Here is a 13,534-nt window from a genome sequence, read left to right on the forward strand (position 1 = left end):
TTCAGGTCTTTCTCTCTCAACGTCGATATGATGAAAAGAGAGAAAGACGCATACCGCTTTACTTGTTCACGCAGTTAATCACGTCACCCTGCAAATAACCGTGCACATTCGCCACGGCAATATTGAGTAGACTTTGTCTCGCTTCCTTCGTCGCCCACGCATTGTGGGGACTAATACTGATATTCGGTGCATGCAACAAGGGATTATCCGCGCTGGGCGGTTCGGTCGATAACACATCGACACCGGCAAATATACGGTTTTGCCAAAGCGCTGCAGCAAGCGCGGCCTCATCAATTAATCCACCGCGCGCCGTATTAATCAGCAGCGCATTAGGCTTCATCAAAGAAAGAGTTTGTTGATTGATAAATTGCTCAGTTTCAGGAGTAAGCGGGCAATGCAGCGAAATAATATCTGATTCGCTCAGCACAGTATCACGCGGTGCCCAAGTGGCACCTTGGGGCAAGTCTTTGATAACAGAGCGGGTATTGACGAGCACTTTCACCCCGAATGCAAGAGCGAGCGTCCCAACCTGCTGGCCAATATCACCATAACCAATCAAACCTAAGGTCTTGCCTTTTAAGGATTGCAGCGGCATTAAGGTGAAACAAAAATCTTGGCAGTTCACCCACTGACCATCAACCACAGCTTGATGATGGGCAGCCACGGCTTGGGTGTGATGCAGTATATGGGCAAACACCATCTGCGCTACGGCATCGGGCGCATAGGCGGGCACATTCGTTACCACTATACCGCGCGCTTTTGCAGCCGCTATATCGACAACGTTAGTACCCGTTGCCAATACGCCTATGTATTTCAGTGCCGGAAGTTGCGCCAGAGTCTTAGCATTAAGCGGTGTTTTATTGGTGAGAATGATCTCAGCACCTTGGGCACGCGCGACAATATCGGCGCCAGCGGTGCGGGGGAAACACGCAAACTCGCCTAATTCAGTCAAGGATTGCCAACTGAGATCGCCAGGACTTAAGGTTTCGCCATCGAGTACAACTATCTTCATGCCGCTAAATCTCCTTTTAAGACGATGTGTTAGCGCTAAAAACTGACTTTGAACCCAAGGTTAGCCTGCGCCTGCCACATCACATCCGACGTAATGTGCCATAGGCATTCATCTTCATTGCAAAACAACGAACTGTCGCTGTTGATAAACGTCGCGTAACCGCGGATATCTGCAAACAAACCAAAGTGTTGAGTCACTTGATACTCGACCCCACCGCCAATCCCCATAGAGAAACGCGTTTCACTCGACCAAGCGTTGGGCAACATGCGGGTTATCCCCGCACTTGCGGTGACGTAGGGTCGAATATCGCCACGGGGGAAATATAAAGTCCCGCCTAAGTGGATGTAATCTAAGTCTAAAGAGGTAAGACGATCGGGCGTAAACAAACCGCCACTTTTGAGTTCAGAGGCTTGGTGACTGTATAAAAGATAAATATTACCGGGATCATTCGTGCCAATGCCCAGCATCAGGCCGTAATGGCTTGATTCCTCGACCTTCACATTTTTCTTGTCGCCCGTTTGATCTGCGTTGACGTCAATTTGATTAACATCAAATTGACCGCCGCCCAGACTATAACCGCCAAAAGGTGCGACAAACACCTCAGCCTGCGCGGACATAGTCACAGGTAACAAACTCGCCAACAGCAACAGGCTATGCGTGTTTTTCATAATGAATTCCTTATCTTTTATACAATCCAAAGCAATCAAGACTAACGCATACCGCGCTCAGACTTGACTCTGTCATAGGCCGCTTGAATATCCTGTGCCTTACGATTTGCCAGCTCCATCATTTCCGGTGGCAGGCCTTTAGCGACTAACTTATCGGGATGATGTTCGTTCATCAACTTACGGTAAGCTCGCTTAACTTCTTGGTCGCTGGCCTCGTTAGTAATCCCCAGCAAACTGTAGGCATCGGTAATCGATGTTTTGTTGCCACTTGAGGTCTGATGAAAGCGAAACTCCGCTTGCCAGCGCTTCAGTAACTCATCTAACTGCGCTCGACCATAACCTAACTCTTGGGCAATCGTCATCAAGATAGCGTGTTCAGCGGGATCCAGTTCACCATCGGACAATGCCGTTTGGATCTGAATTTCGATGAACATCTGCACTAACTCTTTGCGTCCCATGGTAATAACGCGGAAAGCTTGGAGGCTGCTGCGTAGATCAAAATCCGCCGATTTCCCCTCGCGAAACGCCTGCTGCGCTTCTTTACGGGCTTCACCGGTTAAGCGCATTTGATCCATCAACAGGGTCGCGATGCGAATATCGGTTTCAGTCACCTGTCCCGACGCTTTCGCCACATGCCCCATCACCGCAAAGGTAGTGTTAAAGAAGATCGCTTGGCGATTCTTAGACTGCCCTAGAACCTCGCGAAACCCCACGCCAGAAGCCGCGCGCTTATCGTAGAGGTGTCCGAGCCACAAGCCGAGCAAAGCACCAAAGATGCGGCCGAACATAAAGCCAATGATAAACCCAAAAAACTTACCCCAAAAGCGCATCTTATATCCTGATTTCAATAATGTATTTGATGTGCCAGCACTATCCTATGGATAAGCAAGCACAGATATTTAGGTATTGCTTTGTAATCTCAGTTCGAGCCCTTGCAGGCGTGCAATCGTGCCAACATCGCACCAAAGCCCGTGAAACAGCGCGCCGCTGACTCGGCCTTGGGCCATTTGCTTTCTAAGCAGCGGACCGAGTGCAAACGCGCCCTGCGGCGTGTGATTAAACAGCGAAGGCCGATAAATGCCCATGCCAGAGAAAGTGTGCTTAGTCTCACCAAGCTCCTGCACTCGATTGCCACTCAAGGCGAAATCCCCCTGCGGATGCTGCTCAGGATTAGGCACTAGCCAGAGATGGGCGAGCGTATCGGCAGCAAGCTGCGTGATTGGCGGTAAGGCATCGATAAACACATCACCATTAATGACCAAAAAGGGTTCATCGCTTTCACCCTCACACAATAAAGGCAAAGCCCGTTTAATGCCGCCGCCGGTTTCAAGCGCACTCTCTTCGGCGCTATAGCGAATTCGCACCCCAAAAGCGCTGCCATCGCCCAGCGCCTCGACTAATTTATGCCCCAGCCAAGCATGATTAATGACGATATCGACTATGCCTAACGCGGCAAGTTTTTCAATATGATAAACAATCAACGGTTTACCTAATACTGGCACCATAGGTTTAGGCATATTATCCGTTAACGGCCGTAACCTCTCACCTCGTCCGGCGGCCAAGATCATGGCTTTCATTGCTTAACCTCAAATAAAGACTGGCTAGCTGTAAACGCAGGCAACACGCGACGAGTCAACCAGTGTGCAAATGGCACGAGTTCGGGATACTGCATGGCAATGTCGACAATATACGTTAATGTCAGTGGAATATCCGCCATATACGCAGGTTTACTGTCACGATAATTTAACCGTGCAAAAATCCCCACCGCCTTGATGTGACGCTGCAAGCCCATGAGATCAAACCAAGTTTGATATTGCTCAAGAGTGGTCTGTGCGGGAATGAAGCCTAGCGCGAGTGCTTGCTGATAATGGTATTGCATCAAGTCTGCGACTAACGGCTGCGGCCAGCGAATATAACAATCACGCAATAGCGATACCGCGTCGTAGGTCACAGGGCCGACGACAGCATCCTGAAAATCAATTACGCACAATTCGCCTGCTTGCAGCATAAGATTGCGGCTATGGAAATCCCTATGCATCCCCACACTAGGTTGAGATAGCGCATTGTCGACAAGCAGATCGAAGCTATCGCTTAGCATTTGCAGCTCTGACTCGTCCAAAGACAAATTAAGATGAGTGCCGAGTAGCCACTCAGTAAAGATGTGCAATTCACGGCGAACAAAGGCTTCATCGTACAGCGGTAAGGGCTGAACGAGGCCGCTATCAAGATGCTGACTTGCAACCACAGAAGCCACTTGCGGCAGTAAATCGAGCGCCTGACGATAATAGTCAGCCACGTTTTGCACGTTAAGCACTGATAACAGCTGTGTATCGCCTAAGTCGCTCATCAGCATAAAACCTTGAGCGGCGTCGGCATGGATCACTTTTGGAACTGTCAGTCCCACGGCGGCATAGGCATTAGATAAGGCGATAAAGGGTGCGATGGGCACCAGTTGTGGCGGTGAATCTGCGGCGATAAAGGTGGCATCGGGCGTCGTGATCCGAAAGTAACGTCTAAAACTTGCGTCACCGGAAATCAATATCGGTGTTACCTCATCGGAAAAATATGCATTCAGCCACTGATTTAGGGAAAGAAATCTCGGATCGGATAAAGTCATTTCATGGCTCTTAAAGAAAAATTGCTTTATTATAGCTGGCATATAATTTGGAAACAGCTAAGAAATTGAGAGATTTATTAAGCGGCGTTGCGTTTGTAAATTGCAACTTTCCCCATCCATACTTGTCCAGAATAAGAAATCATAATTACTGACCTAAAGATGCAGATCCGATACCTTCTGGCCCTGAGCCTGTTACCGCAATTAGTCCTGGCAGACGACTCTCCAACCGCTTCGGCATCTCAATGCTTAATCGAACCGCCAGTACCCCGTATCGTATCTCAAACCCAAGGGATGAGTGCGGCTGAACTCAACAAAATTCGTATCACGTCTGATAATACCAATGCCGAAATGGGCAAACAGGCGATTTTCCGTGGTGATGTGCTTTTTAGCCAAGGCGATAGACACATAGCGGCCGATGAGGCGATTCTAGATCAAGCGACCGAACAGTTTGATGCAAATGGTAATTTAGTCTTCCAAGACAGTAACTTCACTGTTACCGCCGAGTCATTACAAGCTCAAATGCGCTCCAATCGTGCCACCCTTAAAGGGGCGCAATATTGGCTGCATGGACAACAGGTTCATGGCGATGCAGAAAAGCTGCAAATTACCATCAATAACAATTTAATTTTAACCAATACTAACTTTACCACTTGTCCACCCGACAATGTCTCTTGGCTGCTCGAAGCCGAGAAAATCAAGATTAACAGTGAAGAAGAATGGGGCGAAATTTGGAATGCCAAGTTAAGAGTCGGCGGCGTGCCTGTATTCTACATTCCCTACATGACAGTGCCGGTTTCTGATAAACGTAAGTCGGGCTTTCTCTACCCAAGCTTTAGTACCAGTACCACCAATGGCGTCGAAATAGCTGCACCCTATTACTGGAACATTGCCCCAGAATATGATTTAACCTTTACGCCTAACTATATGTCTAACCGTGGTTTATTCACTAAGACTGAGTTTGGTTATTTAGCAGGCGAGGCTCAAAAAGGCCGAGTCAATTTTGAATATCTAGGCAACGATCAATTGATCAGTGGCAGCCCTAATCGCTACCTGTACAACTGGCAACACCAAGGATCAATCGACAAGAATTGGCGGGTATTAGCTAATTTTACCGACGTGTCAGACAACAACTATTTCAATGACTTAAAGTCAGATGTTAACCGTGCTACCGACAACCAGCTGTCGCGCATAGGTGAAATCAACTACTTCGAAAGTAACTGGGATATCAGCACCCGGGTTCAAGATATTAAAGTACTCGGTGAAGACGAAAAACCGTATCAGGTGATGCCTCAGGTCAACTTTAACTATCGCGCCGCCGATTTTTGGAACAATTTAGATTTTGGCTTTAATTCAGAGCTGACGAATTTTGCCCATCAAGACAATAATGTGAACACGGCGACGCGTTTACATATGTCACCGAGCGTGACCCTGCCAATTCACGGACCTTCAGGCTCACTCACCAGCCAAGTGAAGCTGATGCAGACCAATTATTGGCAGCATAATGAAGACCCTGATCTTGTTGTCGATGACACGGTAAGCCGTACTATTCCGCAGGTACGGATTAATGGTCAGATTAACTTCGAGCGTTTTACTGAGCTTTTCGATGAAAACTATCGCCAAACACTGGAACCGCAATTCCAATATCTTTATGTTGGCTACGAAGACCAACGCGGCATAGGAATTTACGATACGGCCCAATTACAGGATGACTATTTTGGTCTATTCCGTGATCGCCGCTTCTCGGGGCTAGATCGTATTTCCGATGCGAACCAAGTCACACTAGGTGTTACCACGCGTATCTTTGATAGTCATAACCAAGAGGCGACTAAATTCAGCCTAGGGCAAATTTTTTACCTGCAAGACAGTAAAGTCGGCTACGAAGACAATATTTTTGAATCAAATCAATCGACATCTGTACTCGCTGCCGAGTTAGATACCCGTTTGACGAATGATTGGTACATGGGTGCGGCGATTCAATACGACACCAACACCAGTGAAAATAAAAAAACGGAAGTCACCTTAGATTTCAGACCCGAAGCGAACAAATTGCTGCAATTTAGCTATCGCTACGTCCCCGATTTATTGAACTCCAATACCAATGATACTGTGAACATCTCCCAAGCGGGTGTTCGTGGCGCTTGGCCCATCAGTGACGATCTCTACTTCGTGGGTAATTGGTATTATGACTTAAACGAAAGCCGCAGCATTGAAACCTACACAGGTATTCAATACGAATCATGTTGTTATGCGGTGCGATTTAGTTATCACTACCGCATTAAAACTAACTATGACGACAACATAGGCTCTGCTGCTATCGACTCGCGTGAGCAGTTTGAAAGCGGCTTCTACCTGAATTTAGTCATTAAAGGACTCGGTGGTTCTGGCCCATTAGGCGTAACCGACATGCTCAATGACGGCCTGTTTAACTACAGAAAACCGCTTTATCTGAGGAATTAGCAAAGAATTGTGATAGATTGCTGAACCTCAACAAGGACTGAGAGTCCAAACAGGTTAATGAGTGCTTTATCGTTTGCCTTTTGCTAACGCTAATAAAAGCGGATCTTAAGGTTTAACCATGCACTCAAATGCATCGCCAAAAAATTACATTAGGGCAACTCGCTGTAATTTCGATATAAATGGTAAAGTTATTTCAATTAAGCCGTCGAACCTGACCTTAGAACGTGCCAAGGATTTTGTGGATGAAACCCAGTAAACATCTGATTTTTGCTTTATTTGCACTCGCTATCAGCCAACCTACATTGGCCGCACCTCAGCCGCTCGACCGCGTTGCTGTCCAAATTAACGACGGCATAGTGCTCGAAAGTGAAATCACTAACATGATTGACACTGTTAAAGCCAATGCCAAAACGGCAAACCAATCGTTACCTTCTGACAGTGCCCTGCGTACTCAGGTGATTGAACGTTTGATCTTGACCCGTTTACAACTGCAAATGGCAGATCGTATTGGCCTGCATATTGGTGACTTACAATTAGACCAAGCGATTGAAAACATCGCACGCGAACAAAAAATATCTGTGGCGCAGATGCAACAGAAAATTGAAAGCGAAGGGTTAAGCTTCAGCCAATACCGCGAGCAGTTGCGCGAAGAAATCACCTTAGGTGAAATTCAACGTATTCAAGTACAACGTCGTATCCAAGTGTCACCACAGGAAATTACTAGCCTAGTCAAACTCATCCAAGAACAAGGGATGAAAGATGTGGAATACCAAATTGGCCACATCCTGATTGACGTGCCAAATAATCCTACCAGTGAACAACTGGAATCCTCGAGCAAACGTGCCAATATCGTTTTGGAGCGTTTAAAGAGTGGTGAAGATTTCCGTCGTACCGCTATCGCATCTTCTTCGGGCCCTAAAGCACTCGAAGGCGGTATTTGGGACTACATGAACATCAACGAAATGCCAACCCTGTTCGCCGAAGTGATCAATGGTGCAAAAACAGGTGACATTATCGGCCCGATTAAGAGTGGTGCAGGTTTCCATATCATTAAGATCATGGATGCTCGCGGCCTACAAACCAAAGAAATTGAAGAAGTCAGAGCGCGCCACATTTTGCTCAAGCCATCGCCAATTTTGTCAGAAGATCGTGCTAAAGCCATGCTTGAGCAATTTCTGAAGCAAATTCGCTCAGGTGAAGCTAAGTTTGAAGACCTAGCGCGTCAATATTCTGAAGATCCAGGTTCAGCCACTAAAGGCGGCGAATTAGGTTGGGCAGAGCCAAGCATTTACGTGCCAGAGTTCGCTCAAACCCTTAACAGTTTAAAAACTGACCAGATCAGCGAGCCATTCCGTACTACTCACGGTTGGCACATTACCCAGTTAGAAGAACGCAGAAAAACCGATGCCACAGATCAGTTCAACAGTAACCGTGCGCACCAGTTAATCTTCCGTCGCAAATTTAACGAAGAACTGCAAAACTGGCTAGACGAAATGCGTTCAGACGCATACATTGAAATCTTCCAGCCAGAGACCAATCGAGGTTAATTCTAATTGAGCACTAAACGTATTGCCGTTACCCCAGGCGAACCCGCAGGTATTGGCCCCGATTTAGTCGTACAACTCGCTCAGCAGGCTTGGCCTGCTGAGTTAGTCGTTTGTGCGGATCCAGAATTATTAACCAGCCGTGCTAAACGACTCGGTTTGCAAGTGACTTTCCGTCCTTACCAGCCAAATCAAGCGCCTAAACCGCAAGAAGCGGGCACATTAACCATTGCCCCCTTCAAGCTAGTGACCGAATCGATTTGCGGTCAGCTCGATGAGCAAAACAGCACTTATGTGGTTGAAACCTTGCGTTATGCGGGCGAGAAAAACATGAGCGGCGAGTTTGATGCAGTCGTGACAGGTCCGGTACACAAAGGCATTATCAATCAAGCGGGTATTTCCTTTAGTGGCCATACTGAGTTTTTTGCCCATCAAGCAAATTGCCCAGATGTGGTGATGATGCTGGCAACGCCGGGATTACAAGTGGCACTCGTGACCACACATATTCCACTGGCCTATGTTGCAAAAGCGATAACGCGTCAACGCCTACAGCATATTATCAAGATTTTACATGCCGATCTCATCAGCAAATTTGGCATAGTTTCACCGAAAATTTATGTTTGTGGCCTTAATCCACACGCAGGTGAAGACGGCCATTTAGGGCGTGAAGAAATCGACGTGATTATTCCTGCACTCAACGAGTTGCGAGAAGAGTTCCAGATGAATATTGTCGGCCCATTACCGGCCGATACCCTGTTCCAACCTAAATATTTACAGGACGCCGATGTCGTCTTGGCCATGTACCATGACCAAGGACTTCCCGTTCTCAAGTCACAAGGATTTGGCAAATCGGTAAACATCACCTTAGGTTTACCTTATATTCGTACCTCGGTTGACCATGGTACGGCGCTCGATCTCGCGGGTACAGGCAAAGCCGATATTGGCAGCTTTGTGTGTGCTCTGAATAAAGCCATTGAGTTATCCTCAAAGAACTAAACGATTACATTATTAATGAGCAACAAAGTACATTTAGGCCACACGGCCAGAAAGCGTTTCGGACAAAACTTCCTTACCGACGGCAATGTGATTGACCGCATTGTGGGCGCAATTGCCCCCGATAATCACCATGTGATGGTCGAGATCGGCCCAGGCCTTGGTGCCTTAACCGAACCCGTAGCCGAAGCTGTAGATAACCTGACCGTCGTCGAACTTGACCGCGATCTAGTTGAACGCTTACATCATCACCCAGTCCTTAAAGATAAACTGACCATTCACCAAGGTGATGCACTGCAGTTTGATTTTGGTCAACTGAGTGTGCCAGGCAAAAAGATGAAAGTGTTTGGTAACTTACCTTACAACATTTCAACGCCGCTGATGTTCCACCTGTTCGAATTTGCCGAACAGATTGAAACCATGCACTTTATGCTGCAAAAAGAAGTGGTACTGCGTTTATCGGCAAGCCCAGGCTGTAAAGCCTATGGCCGTTTAACGGTAATGGCGCAATACTTCTGCCAAGTGGTTCCGGTTCTTGAAGTGCCGCCCCACAGCTTTACGCCCGCGCCTAAGGTCGACTCAGCAGTCGTACGCTTATTGCCATACGCTGTAAAGCCGTTCCCTTGCAAAGATGTGACCGTACTACGTCACCTTTGTACTACGGCGTTCAACATGCGTCGTAAGACTCTGCGTAATAACTTAAAGCACATGTTATCTGACGATGAGTTCGAGCAATTAGGGATTGACTCAAGTCAACGCCCAGAGCAGATTAGCGTGCAACAGTATGTTGCTATGGCTAACATGGTTTGCGATAAGAAAGCATAAATATGTCTGGGCACTTAGGTGCCCTTTAACCAGAGCCTAGGAACAAGAATGAGCGCATTGGACACCTCCATTCGGGTTGAAGTTAAAACTGAATATATAGAGCAGCAGTCCTCGCCCGAGGATGAAAAATACCTCTTCAGCTATACCATCACTATCATCAATTTAGGTGAGCAGGCGGCTAAACTCGAAACCCGTCACTGGATAATCACAGATGCCAATGGCAATACCAGTGAAGTCCAAGGCGCCGGAGTTGTCGGTGAAACACCAACCATAGCGCCAAATACTGCCTATCAATACACCAGTGGCACAGTGCTCGATACCCCCCTTGGCATAATGCATGGCACTTATGGTATGGTCAGCGAATCGGGTGAGCATTTCCAAGCGACGATCCGTCCCTTCCGTTTAGCGACCCCAGGCTTACTACATTAATATCGTTAGGAAAGGGGTACTGTGGCGCATTATTTTGTTGGTGATATTCAAGGCTGTTTCGCTGAATTACAAAAATTACTCGCTAAGGTCGATTTTAATCCCTCACGTGATGAACTCTGGGCTGTAGGTGATCTTGTTGCTCGCGGACCAGATTCCTTAGCTACACTGCGCTTTTTTCGTTCTTTAGGTGATTCCGCTAAAACGGTTTTAGGCAATCACGATCTCCACTTAATGGCGTTACACGGCAAGCTCAAACGCGCTAAGCCCAGCGATAATTTAACTGAAATTCTTGAATCGCCCGATATTTCAGCCTCAATTGACTGGCTGAGACAGCAACCCCTAATGCGTGAATTACCTGAACACCAACTCATCATGAGTCATGCGGGTGTACCACCGCAGTGGTCGCTTGAAGTCTTAAAAGAAGAAGCCGCACTCGTCAGTTGCGCACTCAAACAAGATGATTATCTTGAGGCACTGATAAGCCAAATGTATTCGGATAGCGCCGAACAATGGGACCCAAGTGCAATTGGCATAGAGCGCCTACGTTACTGCATCAACGCATTAACACGCATGCGCTACCTCTATGTCGATGGCCGACTCGATTTTGATTGTAAACAACCTCCTGAAAACTGTACTAATCCACAACTCAAACCTTGGTTTGAGTTTGCTTCGCCCCTGCGCCAGAGCCATACCTTGGTTTTCGGCCATTGGGCAGCACTGATGGGCAATGTCGGCGATACTAAATTAAAGGCTTTAGATACAGGTTGTTGCTGGGGTGAACACTTAACCCTATGGCATCTTGAAAAAGACCAAAAAATTACGCAAAAAAAGTTAAAAAAGAGTTAAACTAAAACAGCTTAAAGTCGATAACAGACTGAGCCGCCTAACCCTGAAATCGCCCTGTTTTCATTTGGAAAAATATAATAAAAATCGGAGTATCCTATGAAATTTAACGTAGCCACCAGAGTGATTGGCGGATTTGGTATTGTCACGCTTTTACTCGTGGTGCTAGGATTTACGTCCTACCTCACCAACAACAGCCTAAAAGCAAGCTCGGCGATGATGCAAGAATTAAGCTTGCCTGCGCTTAAGTCAACCAATCACCTCAGTGAAACCTTGAGCGAGCAACAAAGACAAATCCTGATTGCCTATCACACGCCTAAATCGGCCAATATTCCCAGTATTCGTAAAGTGTTCGATGATCATGGCACTCAGTTCAAAAACGAAATAGCCAACGTCACTCAATTAGTCAAAAGCCAGCCAGAGCTCACCTCCTTAATCAGCCAATTAAGCGGCAATTTCTCCACCTTCGAGCGAGACAGCCTTGCTATGATCGCCGAACGTGAAGCTTCATTAAGCAAGCAAGAACAGTTAGTTAATCTAAAGAAAAAACTCGAAAATGCCGCCGATGATGCCTCATCGGAACTGCTCGATATTGTTGATTTAGAAAGCAGTCAAAATCCCGATGAGCAGAGTCTGGCCGCGTCAGCCAGCGCGATTGATACTAGCCTCGGGAATATCATCACCACTATCGCAGACTTAGTGACCAATGAAGAAGACAATAAACACGAACTGATCTCTAAAGAACTTGACTACATTATCAGCGAAACCAAAAACAAACTTGAATATGTGAATCGTCACGGTCAAGGTATCGTCGATGCGGATACCTTAAGTTCAGTCACTAAAGATATTGAAAAAGTTTTAGCGCTTGTTACTGGCCCGCAATCTATGTTGCAGCTGAAATCGAGCCAGCTTTCCCATGCTAAAGAAGCTGTGGTCAAACTCGGTATTATCGAAAAAGACGTGAAAGTTATTAATTCCAACATGGATGATGTGAGTAATAACATCGAACTTGTTGCCGCCAACATGAGCAACGACACCATAGCTAAGATTGACTCTGCTAGCATACAAACCATGGTTGTAGTGTTAATTGCCATTGTTGTCGCTGTCATTGTGAGTTTTGCTGTAGTGAACCCGCTCAAACGCTCACTCAGCCAAGTGAACAATGCCCTTAACGTCTTAGCCTCAGGCAACCTTACCCATAAGCTGGATGACTCTGGACACGATGAATTTGCAGAGCTGGCGAAAAACTGCAACCGTCTCGTCGATAGCTTACGCAGTTTGATTATCGGTATCTTGGATAGATCGAACCAACTGGCCGCGGCAGCTGAACAAACGTCGGCCATCACAGCGCAAACAACCTCCGGCATTCAAGAGCAAAAAAGCCAAGTGGACCAAGTGGCCACTGCAACCACAGAACTGAGTTCTAGCGCGCAACAAGTGTCGTTAAGTGCCGATCAAGCCCTTGAGCAAATCAAGCAAGCCGACCAAGAAACTCAGCATATGCGAGCCATTGCCGAAGAGAACAAACTGACGATTTTGGCTTTAGCCGATGAAGTGGCCAAGGCAGGCGTTGTGATCAATAAAGTGCAGTCTGATAGCGCCTCAATTGGCTCAATTTTGGATGTGATCCGCGGCATTGCAGAGCAGACTAACCTACTCGCCCTTAACGCCGCCATTGAAGCTGCTAGAGCCGGTGAACAAGGTCGTGGTTTTGCGGTAGTTGCCGATGAAGTCCGTAGCTTAGCCTCACGTACTCAAGTATCGACCCGAGAGATCCAACAGATGATCGAAGTGTTGCAACAAGGTGCAGAGCAAGCCGTTGCCGCCATGGATATGGGACGTGCTCAGGCAAACGCCTGTGTTGAAAAAACTGAGCAAGCCAACATTGCCCTCGAAACCATTAGCCAGTCTGTGCATAAGGCCTATGACTCAGGCACTCATATCGCCCATGCTGCTCAAGAGCAGAATTTAGTGAGTCAGCAAGTGTCTGAGAAACTGGAGCATATTGCTGCCATTTCAGAAGAAACCGCTATCGGCGCAGATCAAACGGCTCAGTCTAGCCATCAAGTCGCCAAACTAGCTGAAGAGCTTCAAGCCTCAGTCGGCGAATTTAGAGTCTAAATGTTAATTGCTAAAATCTTCTAAA

At 47.0% G+C, this 13,534-nt stretch carries 12 protein-coding genes; 7 read left to right on the plus strand and 5 right to left on the minus strand.

Features of this window, described 5'->3' with window-relative positions; all coding sequences use genetic code 11:
* Nucleotides 1-58: 58 nt before the first annotated feature.
* The 5 genes from KV201_RS10380 to KV201_RS10400 form a co-directional block, all read right to left on the minus strand.
* Nucleotides 59-1,012, minus strand: a complete 954-nt coding sequence (locus KV201_RS10380) for a D-2-hydroxyacid dehydrogenase (RefSeq protein WP_226059262.1) — start codon at nt 1,010-1,012, stop codon at nt 59-61.
* Between the two features lie 35 nt (nt 1,013-1,047).
* On the minus strand, nt 1,048-1,680 hold the full coding sequence (locus tag KV201_RS10385; RefSeq protein ID WP_226059263.1) for a porin family protein: 633 nt from the start codon (nt 1,678-1,680) through the stop codon (nt 1,048-1,050).
* A 41-nt stretch (nt 1,681-1,721) separates the two neighbouring features.
* Nucleotides 1,722-2,510: a co-chaperone DjlA gene (gene djlA / locus KV201_RS10390; protein WP_226059264.1), complete on the minus strand. Its 789-nt coding sequence runs from the start codon at nt 2,508-2,510 to the stop codon at nt 1,722-1,724.
* 69 nt (nt 2,511-2,579) lie between these two features.
* Nucleotides 2,580-3,257 carry an N-acetylmuramate alpha-1-phosphate uridylyltransferase MurU gene (gene murU, locus KV201_RS10395; protein WP_071940195.1) on the minus strand — a complete coding sequence of 226 codons (678 nt, stop codon included), beginning with the start codon at nt 3,255-3,257 and terminating at the stop codon, nt 2,580-2,582.
* The gene (locus KV201_RS10400) at nt 3,254-4,297 is read right to left on the minus strand and encodes an aminoglycoside phosphotransferase family protein (RefSeq protein WP_226059265.1); all 1,044 of its coding nucleotides are present in this window, start codon (nt 4,295-4,297) and stop codon (nt 3,254-3,256) included. Before KV201_RS10400 ends, murU begins: the two co-directional genes overlap by 4 nt.
* A 159-nt stretch (nt 4,298-4,456) precedes the next feature.
* Between KV201_RS10400 and lptD the strand changes: the two genes are divergently transcribed.
* The 7 genes from lptD (at nt 4,457) to KV201_RS10435 (ending at nt 13,509) form a co-directional block, all read left to right on the plus strand.
* Nucleotides 4,457-6,754: an LPS assembly protein LptD gene (gene lptD / locus KV201_RS10405; RefSeq protein WP_226059266.1), complete on the plus strand. Its 2,298-nt coding sequence runs from the start codon at nt 4,457-4,459 to the stop codon at nt 6,752-6,754.
* Between the two features lie 242 nt (nt 6,755-6,996).
* Nucleotides 6,997-8,301 carry a peptidylprolyl isomerase SurA gene (gene surA, locus KV201_RS10410; protein ID WP_011846029.1) on the plus strand — a complete coding sequence of 435 codons (1,305 nt, stop codon included), beginning with the start codon at nt 6,997-6,999 and terminating at the stop codon, nt 8,299-8,301.
* Nucleotides 8,302-8,307: 6 nt separating this feature from the next.
* Nucleotides 8,308-9,294 carry a 4-hydroxythreonine-4-phosphate dehydrogenase PdxA gene (gene pdxA, locus KV201_RS10415; RefSeq protein WP_006085824.1) on the plus strand — a complete coding sequence of 329 codons (987 nt, stop codon included), beginning with the start codon at nt 8,308-8,310 and terminating at the stop codon, nt 9,292-9,294.
* 15 nt (nt 9,295-9,309) lie between these two features.
* Nucleotides 9,310-10,116: a 16S rRNA (adenine(1518)-N(6)/adenine(1519)-N(6))-dimethyltransferase RsmA gene (gene rsmA / locus KV201_RS10420; RefSeq protein ID WP_006085825.1), complete on the plus strand. Its 807-nt coding sequence runs from the start codon at nt 9,310-9,312 to the stop codon at nt 10,114-10,116.
* Between the two features lie 48 nt (nt 10,117-10,164).
* Nucleotides 10,165-10,545 carry a Co2+/Mg2+ efflux protein ApaG gene (gene apaG / locus KV201_RS10425; RefSeq protein ID WP_006080538.1) on the plus strand — a complete coding sequence of 127 codons (381 nt, stop codon included), beginning with the start codon at nt 10,165-10,167 and terminating at the stop codon, nt 10,543-10,545.
* 21 nt (nt 10,546-10,566) lie between these two features.
* Nucleotides 10,567-11,391 (plus strand): symmetrical bis(5'-nucleosyl)-tetraphosphatase, encoded by an 825-nt coding sequence (locus tag KV201_RS10430; protein ID WP_226059267.1) that lies wholly within the window; start codon nt 10,567-10,569, stop codon nt 11,389-11,391.
* Nucleotides 11,392-11,487: 96 nt separating this feature from the next.
* The gene (locus tag KV201_RS10435) at nt 11,488-13,509 is read left to right on the plus strand and encodes a methyl-accepting chemotaxis protein (RefSeq protein ID WP_226059268.1); all 2,022 of its coding nucleotides are present in this window, start codon (nt 11,488-11,490) and stop codon (nt 13,507-13,509) included.
* Nucleotides 13,510-13,534 lie beyond the last annotated feature (25 nt).

This window comes from Shewanella sp. SR1 (assembly GCF_020447145.1).
GTDB lineage: Bacteria > Pseudomonadota > Gammaproteobacteria > Enterobacterales > Shewanellaceae > Shewanella > Shewanella baltica.